The organism is Sphingomonas sp. S1-29 (assembly GCF_026167545.1).
In the GTDB taxonomy this organism is placed as follows: Bacteria; Pseudomonadota; Alphaproteobacteria; order Sphingomonadales; family Sphingomonadaceae; genus Sphingomonas.
In genome coordinates this window covers 653,630-670,885 of record NZ_CP110678.1, presented here as the reverse complement: position 1 = coordinate 670,885, position 17,256 = coordinate 653,630, and the positions used below count along the sequence as shown (strand labels likewise).

Sequence of the window (17,256 nt, the reverse complement as noted above, 5' to 3'; positions counted from 1 at the left end):
CGCGCGCCTCATTCGGTATTGCCGCTGGGTGGGGTAGCCGTGTCGGTGGCGGGGTCGACCGGCGCGGGGTTGGCGCGCGCGGCGCGATAGGCGTCCGCCTTCACCGCCATCCGGGCGCGAATGTCGCCGCCCCAATTCTCCTCGAGCACCGCGAGCGAATCGAGCGCGCGCTGGCGGTCGAACAGATAGGTCAGCACGTCGCGCGCGACGGGGGCGGCGGCACCCGATCCCGACATGCCGTGTTCGATCACCACCGACACCGCATAGCGCGGCTGTTCGACCGGCGCGAAGCCGATGAACAGCCCGTGGTCGCGATATTTCCACGGCACGTTCATGCCGCCGCGCGCGCCGCCCGCGATCCGCCGGACCTGCGCGGTGCCGGTCTTACCGCCCATGCGGATGCCGTCGAGCTGGAGCCGGCTGCGCACCGCGGTGCCCGCGCCGTTGACCACCTCGTCCATCCCCGATCGGATCAGCCCCATCCGTTCGGGCGGCACGTCGAGCATCGGCGCGACGATCGGCGCGTCGGCGAGGATGCGCGGCATCAGCCGGCGGCCCGACGCGATGCGCGAGGTCTGCACCGCGAGCTGCAACGGGCTGGTGAGGATATAGCCCTGGCCGATCGACGCGTTGAGCGTGTCCGACGGGGTCCATTTCTGGTCGTATTTGCGCAGCTTCCACGCGGGATCGGGGATCGTGCCGTAACGCTGCGAAGGGAAGGGCAGCGGATATTCGGCGCCCAGGCCCAGCTCGCGCGCCGCTGCGGCGACCGCGTCCATCCCGACTTCGCGGCCCATGGTGTAGAAATAGGTATTGCAGCTGCGCGCGATCGCGCGGTGGAGATTGACCGAACCGTGGCGCCCGAGGCAGCGGAAGAAGCGATTGCCCAGTTGATAGCCGCCGCCGCAATAGACGGTCCGGTCGGGATCGATGCCCGAGCGCAATGCCGCCAGCGCGGTCGCGGGCTTGAAGGTCGATCCCGGCGGATACAGGCCCTGCAGCGCCTTGTTGGTCAGCGGCAGGTGATCGTCGCTCGACATCATCCCCCATTCGATCTGGCTGATGCCGTCGGAGAAGCTGTTGGGGTCGTAGGCGGGCATCGACGCCATCGTCAGGATGCTGCCGTCGAGCGTGTCGATGACCACCACCGTGCCCGATTCATTACCCAGCCGGCGCGCGGCATATTCCTGCAGGCCGGCATCGATCGTCAATCGGACGGTCTTGCCGGGCACGTCGCGCCGTGTTTCCAGGTCGCGAACTGGGCGGCCGCGCGCAGTGACCTCAACGCGCTTGGCGCCGGGCGCGCCGCGCAATGTCGATTCTAGCGCCTTTTCAAGGCCATCCTTGCCGAGTTTGAAGCCGGGGGTGAGGAATAGCGGGTCCTTGGTTTCCTTATACTGGTCCGAGGTGGCACCGCCGACATAGCCGACCAGATGCGCCACCGCCGCGCCGCTGGGATAATTGCGCGCATAGCCCTGCGTCGGCGCGACCCCGGGCAATTCAGGCTGGCGTACCACGACCGAGGCATAGCGGTCCCAATCGAGATTCTCGGCCACCGGGACCGGGGTGAAGCCGCGCGCATTCTGCAGGTCGCGGCGAATCCGGTCGAGCGCTTCGGCGTCGAGCGCGAGCAACTGGCTGAGCTTGCCGAGCGTAGCTTCGGCGTCGGTCAGCCGCTCGGGGATCAGGTCGATGCGGAAATCGGTGCGATTATTGGCGATCGGCGTGCCCGCGCGGTCGACGATCCAGCCGCGCCGCGGCGGCAACAAGGTGAGGTTTACGCGGTTGCTCTCGGCGAGCAGTTCATAACGTTCGTTCTCGGCCACCGCGATCCACGCCATGCGGCTCGCGAGCAGCACGCCGACCCCCGCCTGCATGAAACCCAGCATCGTCGCCCGGCGCGAAAAGCTAAAGCTTTGCGCGGCTTCGGTGACGATCTTGATCGGCCCGCTCATGGCCGCCCCCGCTGGTCGATCGCGGCGCACATGCGCGAGATGAGCGGATACAGCGCGACGCTGAGCGCCAGCTGGAGCAGCAGGACGGTATCGACATGCGCGCCGAGCGGCGACGCGATGAGCCGGCCGGCGATCAGGCAGAAGCCGATGGCGCCGGTCGCGAGAAGCCAGTCCTGCCAGAAATCACGCCACACAAGGCGGCTATCTACCACTTCGATCGCCAGAAAGCACGTGGTCCATAGCAGCATCGCGCTGCCCAGCGGTTGGCCGCTCAACAGATCGTCGAACAGCCCGAGCGGCACCGCGACCCAGACCTTGAACACGTCGGGGCGCAGCAGCCGCCAGCCGAGCAGCACCATCAGCCCGAAGGGGGGCATCCACGGGATCGTCGATATAACGGGGAACAGCACCATCAGCGAACCGAGCATCACCGTGATCGGCGCGAGCCGCTTCGACCGGACCGGCGCGTCGGGCTCGGCAAAGCCGGTGCGCAGCGGCTCGTTCATTTGGGCGCCGATTCGGGCTTGGGCGCGGGCGGCGGGGGCGGCAGATAGGGGCGCTCGACCACCGCGAAGTCGAGCCGGTCGGGATCGGCGAGGGGGCGTGCTTCGGCAAGGTCGCGGGTGTTGCGCAGCACGCGCGCGACGGGAATTCCCGGGGGATAGATGCCGCCGGTGCCCGAGGTGACGAACAGGTCGCCCGCGCGGAACGGCAGGTTGGCGATCGTCGCCGAGCGGATTTCGAGCAAGCCGTCGCCGCGGCCGGTGACGATGCCGGGTACCCCGTCGCGCGTTCGCCGCACGGGCACGATGCTTTCGGGATCGACCGCGAGCAGCACCCGCGCGGTGTTGGGACTGGTTTCGAGGACGCGGCCGATCAGCCCTTCGGGGCCGCGCACCGGCTGTCCGGTGCGAACGCCCTGCCAATAGCCCGCGTTCAGCGTGGCATAGCGCCGCGTGCTCGACGACGATGCGTTGACCAGCCGCGCGACCGCCACCGGCTCGGTGCCGCGATCGCGGACCGCGAGCAGCCGCCGCAGCCGGGCATTCTCGAGCACCAGCTGGCGCGCCTTTTCGACCAATGCGCGGTTGCGCTTGATATCGGCGCGCATCCGGCGGTTTTCGTCGATCACGCCGAAATATTCGCCGATCCCGCGCGGGATGCCGGTGATACCGCGGCGCACGCCGTGCAGCCCGCTCGATACCGGTGTCGTCAGCTCGCGCAGCGCGCCGCGAACGATCGCATAGGCGGGCGGGTTGAGCGTCGACAGCACGAGGAGCACCGCGCCCAGCAGCGCCCCCAGCGCGGCCGCGACATAGCCGATGAACAGCACATATTGCGCCCGCCGCGAAAATCCCGGGCGCCGGTTACGTTGCGGCGCCATTGCGTACCCGCCTTCAGACCGCGAGGAGCACGCCGCGGAACTGCGGATCCTCCAGCGCGCGCCCGGTGCCGAGTGCAACACAGGTCAGCGGGTCTTCGGCGATCGTCACCGGCAACCCGGTTTCGTCGCGAAGCACCTCGTCGATCCCCTGCAGCAGCGCGCCGCCGCCGGTGAGGACGATTCCCTGGTCGACGATATCGGCAGCGAGTTCGGGCGCGGTGTTCTCGAGCGCGATGCGGACGCCCTCGACGATCGTGCCGACGGGCTCGCTGAGCGCCTCGGCGATCTGGCCCTGGTTGATCTGGATTTCCTTGGGAACGCCGTTGACCAGATCGCGACCCTTGATGTGGATCGTCATGCCGATCCCGTCGGCGGGGGGCTTGGCGGTGCCGACTTCCTGCTTGATCCGCTCGGCGGTCGCTTCGCCGATCAGCAGATTATGGTTGCGGCGGACATAGCTGACGATAGCCTCGTCCATCTTGTCGCCGCCGACGCGGACCGAGGTCGAATAGGCAAGCCCGCGCAGCGAGAGCACCGCGACTTCGGTGGTGCCGCCGCCGATATCGACGACCATGCTGCCGATCGGCTCGGTGACGGGCATGCCCGCACCGATCGCGGCGGCCATCGGTTCCTCGATCAGGAAGACCTGGCTCGCGCCGGCGTTCGATGCGGCATCGCGGATCGCACGGCGCTCGACCGAGGTCGATCCCGAGGGAACGCAGATCACGATCTGCGGCCAGCGGATGAAGCGGCGGCCGCCATGCACCTTCTGGATGAAATGCTTGATCATCTGCTCGGCGACATCGATGTCGGCGATGACGCCGTCGCGAAGCGGGCGGATCGCCTCGATCGTGCCGGGGGTCTTGCCCATCATCAGCTTGGCGTCGTCGCCGACCGCCTTGACCTTCTTCACGCCGTTGATCGTCTCGACCGCGACGACCGAGGGCTCGTTGAGCACCACGCCGCGCCCGCGCAGATACACGACGGTGTTCGCCGTTCCCAGATCGATTGCCATATCGTGGGACATGAACTTGAAAAAGCGGGAGAAAGCCATGAAGTAATCCGTCCCTGGCCGCGTGGGTGCAACGCGGCTGTTCGCACATCGATCTTTAGCGCGGCCCGCCGGTTGCTGGACGTGCCAGCTCCCAAAAGTCTGCGGATGCGGGTCGCGGGATGGCCGCGATTGGGCTAGAGCGGGGGGCATGTCAATACGCCGCCTGCCCGAGCATCTCATCAACCGCATCGCCGCCGGCGAGGTGGTCGAACGCCCCGCCGCGGCGCTCAAGGAACTGGTTGAAAACGCGATCGATGCGGGCGCAAGCCGCGTATTTGTGCGGCTCTCGGCGGGGGGCACCGCGCTGATCGAGGTGGTCGACGATGGCTGCGGCATGGACGCGGCGGCGATGGCCCTGGCGCTCGAGCGTCATGCGACCTCCAAGCTGCCCGAATCCTTGTGGGAATCGGGGGCGATCGAAGGCGTCACGACGCTCGGTTTTCGCGGTGAAGCGTTGCCGTCGATCGCCAGCGTCGCGCGGCTGACGCTCGAAAGCCGCCCGCGCGAGGGCGAAGGCTGGACGCGGATCGTCGACAATGGCGCGGTGGTGCATGACGGCCCCGCCGCGCTGCCACCGGGAACGCGGGTGAAGGTGGAAGGATTGTTTGAGCGCGTGCCCGCGCGGCGCAAGTTCCTGCGCTCGCCGCGCTCTGAATATGCTGCCTGCCTCGACGTCGTCCGCCGGCTGGCGATGGCGCGGCCCGACATCGCCTTCTCGCTCGAGCATGACGGCCGCCGCAGCCTGTCGGTGCAGGGCGGCGAGAGCCAGGCCGAGCGCGTCGCAGCGCTCACCGATCGCGCGCTGTTCGACAACAGCGTCGCGGTCGATTTCGCGCGCGAGGGGATCGTGCTGGGCGGGGTGGCGGGGCTGCCGACCTTCAACCGCGGCGTCGCCGATCACCAATATCTGTTCGTGAACGGCCGGCCGGTGAAGGACCGGCTGCTGGTGGGCGCGGTGCGCGGCGCCTATGCCGAGATGCTCGCGCGCGATCGCCATGCCGTGGTGGCGCTGTTCCTCGACGTTCCCGCCGACGCGGTCGACGTCAACGTCCACCCCGCCAAGACCGAGGTGCGGTTTCGCGATCCGGCGCTGGTGCGCGGGATGATCGTCAGCGGGCTGCGCCGCGCGCTCGATGCCGCAGGACATCGCAGCGCGCGGCCGAGCGAGGCGGCGCTAGGGTTGTGGACGAGCGAGGGTGGGGGTGCGGGCACGCCTGCCGCCACACGTCATCCCAGCGAAGGCTGGGATCTCCCGGTTGGAGAGCGCGACGCTTCCAACGGCGAGACCCCAGCTTTCGCTGGGGTGACGACGGGGGCTGGAGTGACGGGGAAGGGGATGGGCCGAACCCTCCGCGACTACCGCCCCACCTTCTTCACCGCCCCGCCGCAAGCGCGCGCCGAACCCGCGACCGAACCCGTCCCCTCGACGACCGCGCATCCGCTGGGCGCGGCGCGCGGGCAGGTAGCGCGGACCTATATCGTCGCCGAGGCCGAAGACGGCCTGATCCTGGTCGACCAGCACGCCGCGCACGAGCGCCTCGTCCTCGAACGGCTGCGCGTCGGGCTCGCCAATGGCGGGGTACGCTCGCAGGCGCTGCTGCTGCCCGAAGTCGTCGAGCTCGACGAGACCGCGTGCGACCGGCTCGAGGAACGGATCGCCGAGCTGAGCGAGTTCGGGCTCGATCTCGAACGCTTCGGTCCCAATGCGATGCTGGTGCGCGCGACCCCGGCGCTGCTGGGGCAGGGCGACGCCATCGGACTGGTCCGCGACCTTGCCGACGAACTCGCGGCGCACGATCAGGCGCTGAGCTTGCGCGAGCGGCTCGACCACGTCGCCTCGACGATGGCATGTCACGGATCGGTGCGCGCGGGGCGGGTGCTGAGCGTCGCCGAAATGAACGCGCTGCTGCGCGAGATGGAGATCACCGCGCATTCGGGGCAGTGCAATCATGGCCGTCCGACCTGGGTGAAGCTGAAAAACGGGGATATTGAGAAGCTTTTTGGCCGTAAATGAATGGGTTACAGGTTTTTTCTGTCCGTAAACCAGTAGGATAGTGGAAAGCGCCACGCGATGACCGCTTACGCCCCAGTTGCGGACGTTCCGGCTGGCATAACTGCTTTCTGATTGTGGACGTTCGCGGCCGGTGCAATCAAGCTGCATGGACACCACGATCTACATGCCGTTGCTAAACGAAGGTACGGTCGTCTGGCGGCCCATCGTCGCCACGGCCCTTGGACACGGCCGCTATAGCATTACCAGCGAGCCATCCGACGACGAGGAATGGGCGTTCGCAACCGGCACCACGGTGATGGTTGATGGCGACAGGCGGATCACCGGAGAAGCAACGGCTTAGGGCAATAGATCGTGGGACAGAAAGAAAAGAGGACCCTGCTCCGGCATGTGACACCCTTTACCGGCTCGATCGACGGGAAGGTGCCTGCCGAGAACGTGGAGTTGACCCACTACCTTGCCGAGACAGGCAGATGGGTGGCCTACAGCAAGGCGTCAGACGGGCGGGTTTTCTTCGGGGATGGCGCGACAGAGCCTTTGGCTCGACGTGCAGCGGGATTGCGCACCCTCGCTCACCTTGAGGGACGGGCATCTGGTGAGGTCGAAGGGCTGTCACCAGAGGAAACGAAGAACGCGCGAAACGAACTCGCACGAGAGTTGGCGCAGCTGCACGTGCTGGTAACGACCAGCAATCTGCCCTTCCCGAACGGCTATCCAAAGGAAGTGATCCTGACGGAGTTGAAGGCGACCCATGACATTGTACTCGCGACCGATGAGCGCGGGCTGATTGCGCGATGGACGCTACCGACGCTCCTGTTCCTCGCAGGCGGCTTCGCCAACGGCATCATCGGCAAGGGCGCAGAGAAGTCGCTTGAGCTTTTAGCAAAGCTGTTAGCCGGCTAGGGTCCGCTATAGACCGGTCCGAAGTCGAAAGCTGCCGTTCCGCTCACCACCAACACCGGACATTCGACCCGCTGTGCTCGCGCGCTTGTTGGGTGGATGGGCTGCGGCCATGTTAGCTAGAGCGAGCGGCGGATATGCGGTAGCCCAGCCTCCCTAATACGAAAACGGCAGAAAGCTGCGGTTCCGATCATGCTTTACCTTGGGTGAAGCTGGCGCATGGCGCCATCGAGAAGTTATTCGGGCGCAGATCGCCGGCGTTCAGCGACGCGAAACCTTTTCTCCGCCCACGCATTTCACTCGCCATGCTCTTTAGAAAAGTCAGGTAATATCATGGGTAAGGCAGTCCCGGTCATCCTCGCACTCATCCCGCTGTTCGCGGTAGTGGGGGCTTGCGTCGCGGTGCCTTGAACCTTCGCGAACGACGTTGAACGCGAAAAAGGGCCGCCCGGCATAACCGGACGGCCCTTTTTCATATCAAAACGTCGGAAGGCTTAGGCCGGTTCGGCTTCGTCTTCGTCGGTGGTCGTCGGCGCCGGTGCCGCTTCATCGCCGCGCGAGATTTCGCCCGGCTCTGCGTTGGCGTCATAATCCTCAGTGAAGCCCGCGGTGTCGGTTTCGAACATCGCCGCCATCACGTCGACGCCCTTGGCCTGCATCTCGGCTTCCTCGGGCGAACGGGCGACGTTCACCTTGACGTTGACCGAAACCTCAGGGTGCAGCGCAACCTTCACTTCGTGCATGCCGAGCGTCTTGATCGGCTTGCCGAGCACCACCTGGCCCTTGTGGACCTTGTGGCCGTCGGCGACCAGCGCCTCGACCAGATCGCGGACCGCGACCGAGCCATAGAGCGCGCCGGCATTCGATGCCTGACGGATCAGCGTCACCGAAGCGCCCTCGAGCGACTTCGATTCGGCGGTCGCTTCCTCACGGCGCGAAGCATTTTCGGCTTCGATGCGCTCGCGATTGGCCTCGAAGACCTTGCGGTTGGCGGCGTTGGCGCGCAGCGCCTTCTTGTTCGGCAGCAGGAAGTTGCGGGCGAACCCGTCCTTCACCGTGACGACATCGCCGATGGCGCCGAGCTTTTCGACGCGTTCGAGCAGGATGATTTGCATGGGGTGCCCTCCTTACTTAACGATGTAGGGCAGCAGGCCCAGATGACGGGCGCGCTTGATGGCCTGGGCCAGTTCGCGCTGCTTCTTGGCGCTCACCGAAGTGATGCGCGACGGCACGATCTTGCCACGCTCCGAAACGAAGCCCTGCAGCAGCCGGACGTCTTTATAGTCGATCCGCGGCGCGTCCTTCGCGCTGAAGGGGCAGCTCTTGCGGCGGCGGAAAAACGGGCGGGCCATTAGTTGTTCTCCCCTTCTTCACGGTCGCGGCGCGGGCCACGGTCGGGACGGTCACCACCGTCGCGGTCACGACGACGCTCGCGGTCGCGCTCGCCCTTGCGCATCATCACGGTCGGGCCGGCTTCATGCTCGTCGACGCGGACGGTCATGTAGCGGATCACGTCTTCGTTGATCGCGGTCTGGCGCTCGAGCTCGGCGACGACGCCTGCGGGGGCGTCGATTTCGAGGAGCACATAATGCGCCTTGCGGTTCTTGGCGATGCGATACGCCAGGCCGCGCAGGCCCCACGTTTCGGTCTTCACCACGGTGCCGTCATTGTCGGTGATGATCTTGGTGGCGTTTTCCGCCAGTGCATCCACCTGCGCTTGTGCCAGATCCTGGCGCGCAAGGAACACATGCTCGTACAGAGCCATGCCTTGTCCTTCGTCTTGGCCGATCGCTGACCGAGCGCCAATCGCGCGGCCCCTCCGGCTGTCGTCTCACTTGATCTCGCAAATGCGAACCGGGGCGGAAAGGACGATGCCTTCCACCCCGGGTGTGCGTGCCTTATCGATTTGTGGCGCAAAGGCAAGGGGAGAACCCTTGCCTTCGGCGGTGCGGCTTAGAATGCGCCGCCGATGACGGCGCCGATCAGGCCGCTTGCGAGCGCCACGAGGACTGCATCGTTGCCCGACTGCACCCACTGCTGGCCACGCGGCGGGGCATAGAGGCCGCGCTGCTGATACGACCGATAGTCGATCTGGCGATAGTTGGGCGCGAACGACCGGTTGAACTGCTGCCCACGCTGCCAGCTGCGATACTGGTTCACCGGCTGTGCGTAGCGGACCTGCTGGCGAACGATCGGGCGCTGCGCGACCCGGACGTTCTGGCGGACCACCGGCCGGCTGGCGACGCGGACGTTCTGGCGAACCACATTGCCGCGACGATTGTTGACCACGGTGCGCTGCTGGACGCCATTGGCGCGGTCGACGATGACGGTGCGGTTGCCGCGCTCGATGACGGTGCGCTGCTGCGCCTGCGCCATGGCAGGTACGGTGAGCATCGAGACTGCGACGGCTGCGATTGCGATCTTCTTCATGTCTATCTCCTTCGACGGGGTGACTGGTGCACCGGATGGTCCGGCGATGAAGACAATCTAGAAGCCGCCTGTCGCGGGGATGTGCCCAGGAAGAACAAAAGCGTCACAGAATGTCGCAAGTCGGTCGGGACTTGAAAGCTTTCGGCGTTCGGGCGTACCCCGCCGCGCCTGAAAGCAGGAGATCACGATGCGCGCGTTCATTTTTCCGGGGCAGGGCAGCCAGGCAGTCGGCATGGGGCTGGCATTGTCACAGGCGAGCAGCGCGGCGCGCGAACTGTTCCAGGAGGTCGACGATGCGCTGGGGCAGCATCTGTACCGGATGATGACGCAAGGGCCTGAGAGCAACCTGCTGCTGACCGAGAATGCCCAGCCCGCGATCATGGCGAACGCGATCGCGGTGCTGCGCGTGCTCGAGCGCGAATGCGGGGTGCGGGTAGCCGACAAGGCGGGGTATGTCGCGGGGCACAGCCTTGGCGAATATACCGCGCTGTGCGCCGCGGGCGCGATCGATGTCGCGACCACCGCACGGCTGCTGAAGCTGCGCGGGCAGGCGATGCAGGCGGCGGTGCCGGTGGGCGAGGGGGCGATGGCGGCCTTGCTGGGTGCGGATCGCGAGAAGGCGCAGGCGATTGCCGACGCCGCCGCACAGGGCGAGGTCTGCACCGTCGCCAACGACAATGACCCGGGGCAGGTGGTGATTTCAGGCGCACGCGGCGCGATCGAGCGCGCGGTGGCGCTGGCCAAGGAGATGGGGGCCAAGCGCGCGGTGCTGCTGCCGGTCTCGGCACCGTTCCACTGCCCGCTGATGCAACCCGCCGCCGAGGCGATGGAAGCCGCGCTCGCCGATGTCGCGCTGCAGGCGCCGCTGGTGCCGGTGTTTGCCAACGTCACCGCCGCGCCGGTCGCCGACCCGCAGGTGATCCGCGCGCTGCTGGTCGAGCAGGTGACGGGGATCGTCCGCTGGCGCGAATCGGTGCTGGCGATGTGGGATGCCGGGGTGACCGACTATGTCGAGGTGGGGGGCAAGGTGCTGGCGCCGATGGTGAAGCGCACGGCGCCTGATGCTACGACCGCTAGCGTGATCACGATGGATGATATCGAGGCGCTGGCGAAAGCGCTGTGAGGAGTTCGAATATGTTCGATTTGACAGGCATGACCGCGCTGGTGACCGGCGCATCGGGTGGGATCGGTTCGGCGATCGCGCAGGCGCTTGCGGCGCAGGGGGCGCGGTTGGCGGTTTCGGGGTCGAATGCCGACAAGCTCGAGGCGTTTCGCGCGCAGCTTGGCGGCGAGCATGTCGCGCTGGCGTGCAACCTGTCCGACGGCGCGGCGGTCGATGCGCTGGTGCCGCAAGCGGTCGAGGCGCTGGGCGGGCGGATGGATATCCTGGTCAACAACGCCGGGGTCACGCGTGACAATCTGGCGATGCGGATGAAGGACGACGAATGGAACGACGTCCTCCGCGTCAATCTCGAGGCGGCGTTCCGCCTCTGCCGGGCGGCGGCGCGACCGATGATGAAGGCGCGGTTCGGGCGGATCGTGTCGATTACCTCGGTGGTGGGCGCGACGGGCAATCCGGGCCAGGCGAACTATGCCGCGTCGAAGGCGGGGCTGGTCGGCATGTCGAAGGCGCTCGCCCAGGAGCTCGCCAGCCGCAACATCACCGTCAATTGCGTCGCCCCGGGCTTCATCCGCTCGGCGATGACCGACGGGCTGCCCGAGGCGCAGAAGACCGCGCTGCTGACGCGCATCCCCGCGGGCGACCTGGGCAAGGGCGAGGACGTCGCTGCAGCGGTGGTGTATCTCGCCAGCCGCGAGGCGGGCTATGTCACCGGGCAGACGCTGCACGTGAATGGTGGGATGGCGATGTTGTAAGCGCAGCGCGCCAGCAGCCGAGCAGTAGCCCACCGGTAACCAGCGGCGCGAGTGGCAGCGATGCGGCGGTCGCCAGCGTCCGGAGGAACAGCGGCGCGATGAAAAGCGCGAGCAGCGCGGCCTTTTCATAGGGCTGGAACCCGCGCTGCTGCGTCTGCGCGAACCACCACGCCAAGGGTATCGCCATCAACGTCAGGTCATAGTCCAGCAGGAAGGGCGACACCGTCAGCGTCGCCGCCGCCAGGATCGCGTCCTGCGCTGGGCGGGGAAGTCGCGCGCGGGCGGCGTAGATGACCGCAGCGGCGCCGACCGCGGCAAATGCCGCCTGTGCGGCGTAGGCGGTCGCGACGTCGAGCGACAGCACCCGCATCGCGGCGAACATGCTGACCATCTTGGCGGGCGATACCAGCCCGTCCTCGAGCGTCGAGCGTGCGAGGCCGGTACTGGCGACGAAACCTTCCCACGCACCGGTCCCTAGGACTACCCAACTCAGCACGCACCATCCTGTGGCGGCAACCCCGGTCGCAACGAAGGTCCGCCATTCGCCGCGGCACGCCAGCGCCAGCGGCAGCAGGATGGCCAGATGCGGCTTCATCACCAGCAGGCCGAGCAGCAGCCCAGCCAGCCAGGGGCGCGTGCGCATCGCGAGCAGCCCGCCGCCGAACAGTGCGGCGGTGAGAAACGCATTCTGGCCGTGCCCAGCGTTAAGCAGGGTTGGCGGAAAGGCTGCCAGCGTCAGCGCGGCGCTACCAAAGCTGCCGCCGAGCCACCGCCGGACCATGATGACATAGGCCACCGCGGTGCTGCCGAGCCACAGCGCGAGCGCCGCGAGATAGGGCAGCAACGCCATCGGCAGGCACAGCATCAGGAATATCGGCGGATAGAAGAACGCTACATAGCCGTCACCGGGGCCGAACGCTGTACGTTGTGCTAGGCCGTGCCGGCCTATGTCGTACGCGGCAGCGCCGCCATCGGCCAAGGCGACCTGCGACGCGGTCCAGAAGCTCACGAAATCGGTGCCTATCGCGCGGCCTGCGGCGTCTGCGCCATCGCGTCCCGCCGCGAACCATAGCACCATCACGCCGACGACCATCGTCACCGCTATGGACCGGTAGCTTAGCGCGCGCTTGCCGTTGAACGCGGTCAATTCGCGCAGTGGCGAGAAAGGTGAGGGCCGTCGGCGCATCGCTGAGGCATAGCCGCGTAAATGTTGACCGACCGCTAAGCATCGCACGGGCCTTGCCACTGATGGAGGTCCGTTCTAGGTGCGTTCAGGAATCACGAATAGCCGCAACTGAGGATCAAGCTACCATGAGCGACACCGCCGATCGCGTGAAGAAGATTGTCGTCGAAAACCTGGGCGTCGAGGCCGAGAAGGTCACCGAAGACGCGAGCTTCATCGACGACCTGGGTGCAGACAGCCTCGACATCGTCGAGCTGGTGATGGCGTTCGAAGAGGAATTCGGCGTCGAGATCCCCGACGATGCCGCCGAGAAGATCACGACTGTGCGCGACGCGATCACCTATATCGACGAGCACAAGGGCTGATCGCAGCTTATGTCGCTTGCCCCTGCGAACGGGGCGACTGATTGCAACGGCTCTCCGCCAACGGGCTAATATCCCGGGTGGGGAGCCGTTTTGCTTTGATGAACTGAACGGAGAGATGCGATGCGTCGCGTAGTCGTGACCGGCCTTGGCCTCGTCACCCCGCTGGGGGCCGAGGTGGAAACCGTCTGGAAGAACCTGATCGCGGGCAAATCGGGCGCCGCGCCGATCACGCGCTTCGACGCGAGCGAATATCAGTGCCGCATCGCCTGCGAGGTGAAGCCCGCCGACCATGAATATGGTTTCGATCCGGGCAAGCGTGTCGACCACAAGGTCCAGCGCCAGGTCGATCCGTTCATCATTTTCGGCATCGATGCCGCGGGTCAGGCGATCGAGGATGCCGGGCTGACCGACATGACCGAAGCGCAGCGCTATCGCGCGGGTTGCTCGATCGGTGCGGGTATCGGCGGCCTGCCGGGGATCGAAAGCGAATCGCTGGTGCTCGCCGCCAAGGGGCCGCGCCGCGTGAGCCCGCATTTCGTCCATGGCCGGCTGATCAACCTGATCTCGGGCCAGGTCAGCATCAAATACGGGCTGATGGGGCCGAACCACGCGGTCGTCACCGCCTGCTCGACCGGCGCGCATTCGATCGGCGATGCCGCGCGGATGATCGCGATGGACGATGCCGATGTGATGCTGGCGGGCGGTTCGGAGGGGGCGATCTGCCCGCTAGGCATTGCCGGCTTCGCGCAGGCGCGGGCGCTGTCAACCAATTTCAACGATACCCCCGAGCGCGCCAGCCGGCCCTATGACGTCGATCGCGACGGGTTCGTGATGGGCGAGGGCGCGGGCGTCGTGGTGCTCGAGGAATATGAGCATGCCAAGGCGCGCGGCGCCAAGATGTATGCCGAAGTCATCGGCTATGGCCTGTCGGGCGATGCCTATCACGTCACCGCGCCGCATCCCGAGGGTTCGGGGGCGTTCCGCTCGATGGAAATGGCGATGCGCAAGTCGGGGCTGAGCCTGAGCGACATCGATTATGTCAACGCGCACGGCACCTCGACCCCGCTCGGCGACGAGCTCGAGCTCGGCGCGGTGCGGCGGCTGTTCGGGTCGTCGATCGACACGATGTCGATGAGCTCGACCAAGTCGGCGATCGGCCATCTGCTGGGCGGCGCGGGCGCGGTCGAATCGATCTTCTGCATCCTGGCGATGCGCGACCAGATCGTGCCGCCGACGCTGAACCTGGATAACCCCAGCGAAGCGTGCCGCGGGGTCGACCTGGTGCCGCATGTCGCCAAGGAACGGCGGGTGAAGGCGGTGCTGAACAATTCGTTCGGTTTCGGTGGCACCAATGCCAGCCTGGTGATGGTGCCGGTGGCTTGACCCATTCTCTCCGTTCGCACTGAGCTCGTCGAAGTGCCGTCCTTCCTATCGCGGTCGAAAAGAAGAACAGTGCTTCGACAAGCTCAGCACGAACGGTTGAGGGGAGTTACCCGCGCATGAAACGTCTCGGCTGCTTCGGCCTGTTCGCAGGCCTCGCGCTCATCGCTGCGCTGTTCTTCGTCATGCAGAGCTGGGGCGGCGCGGGGTCGCTCGAGCGCAACGTCAACGTCGTCGTGCCCGAGGGTGCGACGCTGACGCGCGCGGCGCAGGAGATGGAGAAGGCGGGGGTAATCCCCTCGGCCAGCCGTTTCACGCTGTACGCACGCTTCTTCGGCTCCGACGACCCAATCCGCGCGGGCGAATATCCGGTACCGGCCGGAATCAGCCAGTCCGACGTGCTCAAGCTGATGCAAGGCGGGCGGACCGTCCAGCGCTTCGTCGCGGTGCCCGAGGGCTGGCCTTCGGTACTGGTGCACGAGGCGCTGATGAAGGCGCCGCAGCTCGACGGCAAGGTCGTGGTGCCCGCCGAGGGATCGGTGCTGCCCGACAGCTACAGCTATGAACGCGGCGAGGCGCGACAGGCGGTGCTGGGGCGGATGCAGGTGGCGATGCGCGACTATCTCGCCGCTGCCTGGGCCAAGCGCAAGCCGGGGATCGCGGTGTCGACGCCGCAAGAAGCGCTGATCCTGGCGTCGATCGTCGAGAAGGAAACCGCCAAGGACGAAGAGCGGCGGACGGTCGCGGCGGTCTATTCGAACCGGTTGCGGATCGGGATGCGGCTGCAGGCCGACCCGACGATCATTTATCCGATGACCAAGGGACGCCCGCTCGGCCGGCGGATCCTGCGCTCGGAGGTGAACGCGGTGAACGACTACAACACCTATGCGATGGCGGGACTGCCCAAGGGGCCAATCGCCAATCCGGGGCGCGCGAGCATCGATGCGGTGCTCGACCCGGCGCAGACCAGCGCGCTGTACTTCGTCGCCGACGGCACCGGCGGCCATATCTTCGCCGACACGCTAGAGCAGCACAACGCCAACGTCGCGAAATGGTACGCGCTGCGCCGCGCCCGCGGCGAGATGTGAGCGATCCCCCTCCCGCGTGGGAGGGGGAAGCGCAGATTAGCGAAGGTTCGCCGCAGCCTTTGCCTTGGCTTCGACATCGGCCATCGCCGCGCCCGCGGGGGTAACCCAGCTGCCGCCGACGCACAGCACCTTCTCGAACGCCAGCCAGTCGCGTGCCGATGCTTCGGTGATGCCGCCGGTGGGGCAGAATTGCGCTTCGTGGAACGGTGCCGCGAGCGCCTTGAGCGCCTTCAGCCCGCCCGAGGTTTCGGCGGGGAAGAATTTGAAGTGGCGCAGGCCCAGGTCGTAGCCGCGCATGATGTCGCCTGCGGTCGCGATGCCGGGCAGGAAGGGGACGCGGCTGTCGACGACAACGCGGCCGAGCGTTTCGGTGAGCCCGGGCGAAACGATGAACTCGGCGCCGGCGTCCATCACGTCGTCGAACTGGCCCGTCGACACCACGGTGCCCGCGCCGACGATCGCGCCGGGGACCTGCTTCATCTCGCGGATCGCGTCGAGCGCGGCGGCGGTGCGCAGCGTCACTTCGAGCACGCGAAGCCCGCCCGCCACCAGCGCTTCGGCGAGCGGGCGCGCGGTGGCGGCATCCTCGATCACCAGTACCGGGATGACCGGGCTGGTGCGCATGATGGTTTCGATCGTCACGTCGTTCATTGGGTGTGCTCCTGCGCGAAGGCGGCTGCCGCGCCGTAGATGCCCGGCTGCGGATGGGTGATGAGCTTGACCGGGATCGACGCCATCAGCGACTGGAAGCGTCCCTTGGCGACGAAGCGCTGGCCGAAGCCCGACGAGATCAGATGGTCCTTGAGCCGAAGGCCGAGGCCGCCAGCGATCACCACGCCCTTGGGTCCGTGCGCGAGCGCGAGATCGCCCGCGACGGCGCCCAGGCTGAGGCAGAAGCGGTCGAGCGCGGCACTGGCCAGGCTGTCCTTGCCGCTGAACGCCAGGTCCCAGATCGCCCGATCGTCGAGCTGGAGCACCGGGCGGCCTTCGATCCCTGCGAGGGTTTCGTAGATCGCGACGATGCCGGGGCCGGCGACGATCCGCTCGGCCGAGACGCGGGTGAAGGTGCGCCGTAGGCGCTTGAGGATCGCGTCCTCGATCCCGTCGAGCGGCGCGAAGTCCATGTGTCCGCCCTCGGTTTCGATGACGTGATAATGGTTGGCGGTGCGCAGCACCTGCGCGACGCCGAGCCCGGTGCCGGGCCCGCAGACGGTGATCGAGCCGTGCTCGGGCAACGGGGTTTCGGGGCCGCAGATATGGATGAAGGCGTCATCGTGCATCTGCGCAACGGCGTGGCCGACCGCGCCGAAATCGTTGATGAGCGTATAGGTATCGACCCCGAGCCGCTCCTGGATCAGCCGCGGGCGGATGATCCACGGATTGTTGGTCATGCGGATCATCTCGCCGTTGATCGGCGACGCGATCGCGATGCCGGCGGCGCGCGGCAGCGGCCGGCCCAGCGCCTCGCCGAATGCCTGCCAGGCGAGCTGGAGGCTCGAATGATCCTTGGTCTTCTGGGTGATCGGGTCGCTCATCGACAGCACGCGGCCATTCTCGACCTCGGCGATCGCGAAGCGGGCATGGGTGCCGCCGATATCTACCGCGATGATTTCCATTTCGTCTTACTCCCT

Annotated in this window: 19 protein-coding genes; 8 read left to right on the top strand and 11 right to left on the bottom strand. The window is 66.8% G+C overall.

The window, feature by feature from the left end; translation table 11 throughout:
- Positions 1–8: 8 nt before the first annotated feature.
- Genes mrdA through OKW76_RS03100 form a run of 4 tightly spaced genes read right to left on the bottom strand, consistent with a single transcriptional unit; the run spans position 9 to position 4,393 of the window.
- Positions 9–1,955 carry a penicillin-binding protein 2 gene (mrdA, locus tag OKW76_RS03115; RefSeq protein WP_265551052.1) on the bottom strand — a complete coding sequence of 649 codons (1,947 nt, stop codon included), beginning with the start codon at positions 1,953–1,955 and terminating at the stop codon, positions 9–11.
- Positions 1,952–2,461, bottom strand: a complete 510-nt coding sequence (mreD, locus tag OKW76_RS03110) for a rod shape-determining protein MreD (RefSeq protein ID WP_265551050.1) — start codon at positions 2,459–2,461, stop codon at positions 1,952–1,954. The genes mrdA and mreD overlap by 4 nt, the downstream gene beginning before the upstream one ends.
- On the bottom strand, positions 2,458–3,339 hold the full coding sequence (mreC, locus tag OKW76_RS03105) for a rod shape-determining protein MreC (protein ID WP_265551047.1): 882 nt from the start codon (positions 3,337–3,339) through the stop codon (positions 2,458–2,460). The genes mreD and mreC overlap by 4 nt, the downstream gene beginning before the upstream one ends.
- A gap of 13 nt (positions 3,340–3,352) precedes the next feature.
- Complete coding sequence (locus tag OKW76_RS03100) at positions 3,353–4,393, bottom strand: rod shape-determining protein (RefSeq protein ID WP_256507232.1); 1,041 nt, start codon at positions 4,391–4,393, stop codon at positions 3,353–3,355.
- 148 nt (positions 4,394–4,541) lie between these two features.
- On the opposite strand from OKW76_RS03100, the gene mutL reads away from it, so the two are divergent.
- The 3 genes from mutL to OKW76_RS03085 all read left to right on the top strand — a co-directional run bounded on the left by mutL (position 4,542) and on the right by OKW76_RS03085 (position 7,307).
- Positions 4,542–6,407, top strand: coding sequence for a DNA mismatch repair endonuclease MutL (mutL, locus tag OKW76_RS03095; RefSeq protein WP_265551044.1), 1,866 nt, complete (start codon positions 4,542–4,544; stop codon positions 6,405–6,407).
- Positions 6,408–6,552: 145 nt separating this feature from the next.
- Positions 6,553–6,747, top strand: coding sequence for a hypothetical protein (locus OKW76_RS03090; RefSeq protein ID WP_265551041.1), 195 nt, complete (start codon positions 6,553–6,555; stop codon positions 6,745–6,747).
- Positions 6,748–6,758: 11 nt separating this feature from the next.
- Positions 6,759–7,307 carry a hypothetical protein gene (locus tag OKW76_RS03085; RefSeq protein WP_265551039.1) on the top strand — a complete coding sequence of 183 codons (549 nt, stop codon included), beginning with the start codon at positions 6,759–6,761 and terminating at the stop codon, positions 7,305–7,307.
- Between the two features lie 491 nt (positions 7,308–7,798).
- Here the strand turns inward: OKW76_RS03085 and rplI are convergent, their stop codons facing one another.
- From rplI to OKW76_RS03065, 4 genes are all read right to left on the bottom strand, one after another.
- The gene (gene rplI / locus OKW76_RS03080) at positions 7,799–8,419 is read right to left on the bottom strand and encodes a 50S ribosomal protein L9 (protein ID WP_265551038.1); all 621 of its coding nucleotides are present in this window, start codon (positions 8,417–8,419) and stop codon (positions 7,799–7,801) included.
- A gap of 12 nt (positions 8,420–8,431) precedes the next feature.
- The gene (gene rpsR / locus OKW76_RS03075) at positions 8,432–8,656 is read right to left on the bottom strand and encodes a 30S ribosomal protein S18 (protein ID WP_010543816.1); all 225 of its coding nucleotides are present in this window, start codon (positions 8,654–8,656) and stop codon (positions 8,432–8,434) included.
- Complete coding sequence (gene rpsF, locus OKW76_RS03070) at positions 8,656–9,069, bottom strand: 30S ribosomal protein S6 (RefSeq protein ID WP_033922548.1); 414 nt, start codon at positions 9,067–9,069, stop codon at positions 8,656–8,658. The genes rpsR and rpsF overlap by 1 nt, the downstream gene beginning before the upstream one ends.
- 188 nt (positions 9,070–9,257) lie before the next feature.
- Positions 9,258–9,734 (bottom strand): RcnB family protein, encoded by a 477-nt coding sequence (locus OKW76_RS03065; RefSeq protein ID WP_265551035.1) that lies wholly within the window; start codon positions 9,732–9,734, stop codon positions 9,258–9,260.
- A gap of 187 nt (positions 9,735–9,921) precedes the next feature.
- Between OKW76_RS03065 and fabD the strand changes: the two genes are divergently transcribed.
- Complete coding sequence (gene fabD, locus OKW76_RS03060) at positions 9,922–10,857, top strand: ACP S-malonyltransferase (protein ID WP_265551033.1); 936 nt, start codon at positions 9,922–9,924, stop codon at positions 10,855–10,857.
- Between the two features lie 11 nt (positions 10,858–10,868).
- Complete coding sequence (gene fabG / locus OKW76_RS03055) at positions 10,869–11,609, top strand: 3-oxoacyl-[acyl-carrier-protein] reductase (RefSeq protein ID WP_265551031.1); 741 nt, start codon at positions 10,869–10,871, stop codon at positions 11,607–11,609.
- Here the strand turns inward: fabG and OKW76_RS03050 are convergent.
- On the bottom strand, positions 11,563–12,795 hold the full coding sequence (locus OKW76_RS03050) for a glycosyltransferase family 87 protein (RefSeq protein WP_265551029.1): 1,233 nt from the start codon (positions 12,793–12,795) through the stop codon (positions 11,563–11,565). The two genes, fabG and OKW76_RS03050, sit on opposite strands and share 47 nt — an antisense overlap.
- Before the next feature lie 125 nt (positions 12,796–12,920).
- Between OKW76_RS03050 and OKW76_RS03045 the strand changes: the two genes are divergently transcribed.
- The 3 genes from OKW76_RS03045 to mltG all read left to right on the top strand — a co-directional run bounded on the left by OKW76_RS03045 (position 12,921) and on the right by mltG (position 15,625).
- Positions 12,921–13,157, top strand: coding sequence for an acyl carrier protein (locus OKW76_RS03045; RefSeq protein ID WP_256507241.1), 237 nt, complete (start codon positions 12,921–12,923; stop codon positions 13,155–13,157).
- A gap of 120 nt (positions 13,158–13,277) precedes the next feature.
- The gene (gene fabF / locus OKW76_RS03040) at positions 13,278–14,540 is read left to right on the top strand and encodes a beta-ketoacyl-ACP synthase II (RefSeq protein WP_265551027.1); all 1,263 of its coding nucleotides are present in this window, start codon (positions 13,278–13,280) and stop codon (positions 14,538–14,540) included.
- A 116-nt stretch (positions 14,541–14,656) separates the two neighbouring features.
- Positions 14,657–15,625 (top strand): endolytic transglycosylase MltG, encoded by a 969-nt coding sequence (gene mltG / locus OKW76_RS03035; RefSeq protein WP_265551025.1) that lies wholly within the window; start codon positions 14,657–14,659, stop codon positions 15,623–15,625.
- Positions 15,626–15,661: 36 nt separating this feature from the next.
- Here the strand turns inward: mltG and eda are convergent, their stop codons facing one another.
- Together eda and glk are read right to left on the bottom strand one after the other, a co-directional pair.
- Entirely contained in the window at positions 15,662–16,276 is a 615-nt protein-coding gene (gene eda / locus OKW76_RS03030; RefSeq protein WP_265551024.1) for a bifunctional 4-hydroxy-2-oxoglutarate aldolase/2-dehydro-3-deoxy-phosphogluconate aldolase, read from the bottom strand.
- Complete coding sequence (gene glk, locus OKW76_RS03025) at positions 16,273–17,241, bottom strand: glucokinase (protein WP_265551023.1); 969 nt, start codon at positions 17,239–17,241, stop codon at positions 16,273–16,275. The genes eda and glk overlap by 4 nt, the downstream gene beginning before the upstream one ends.
- Positions 17,242–17,256 lie beyond the last annotated feature (15 nt).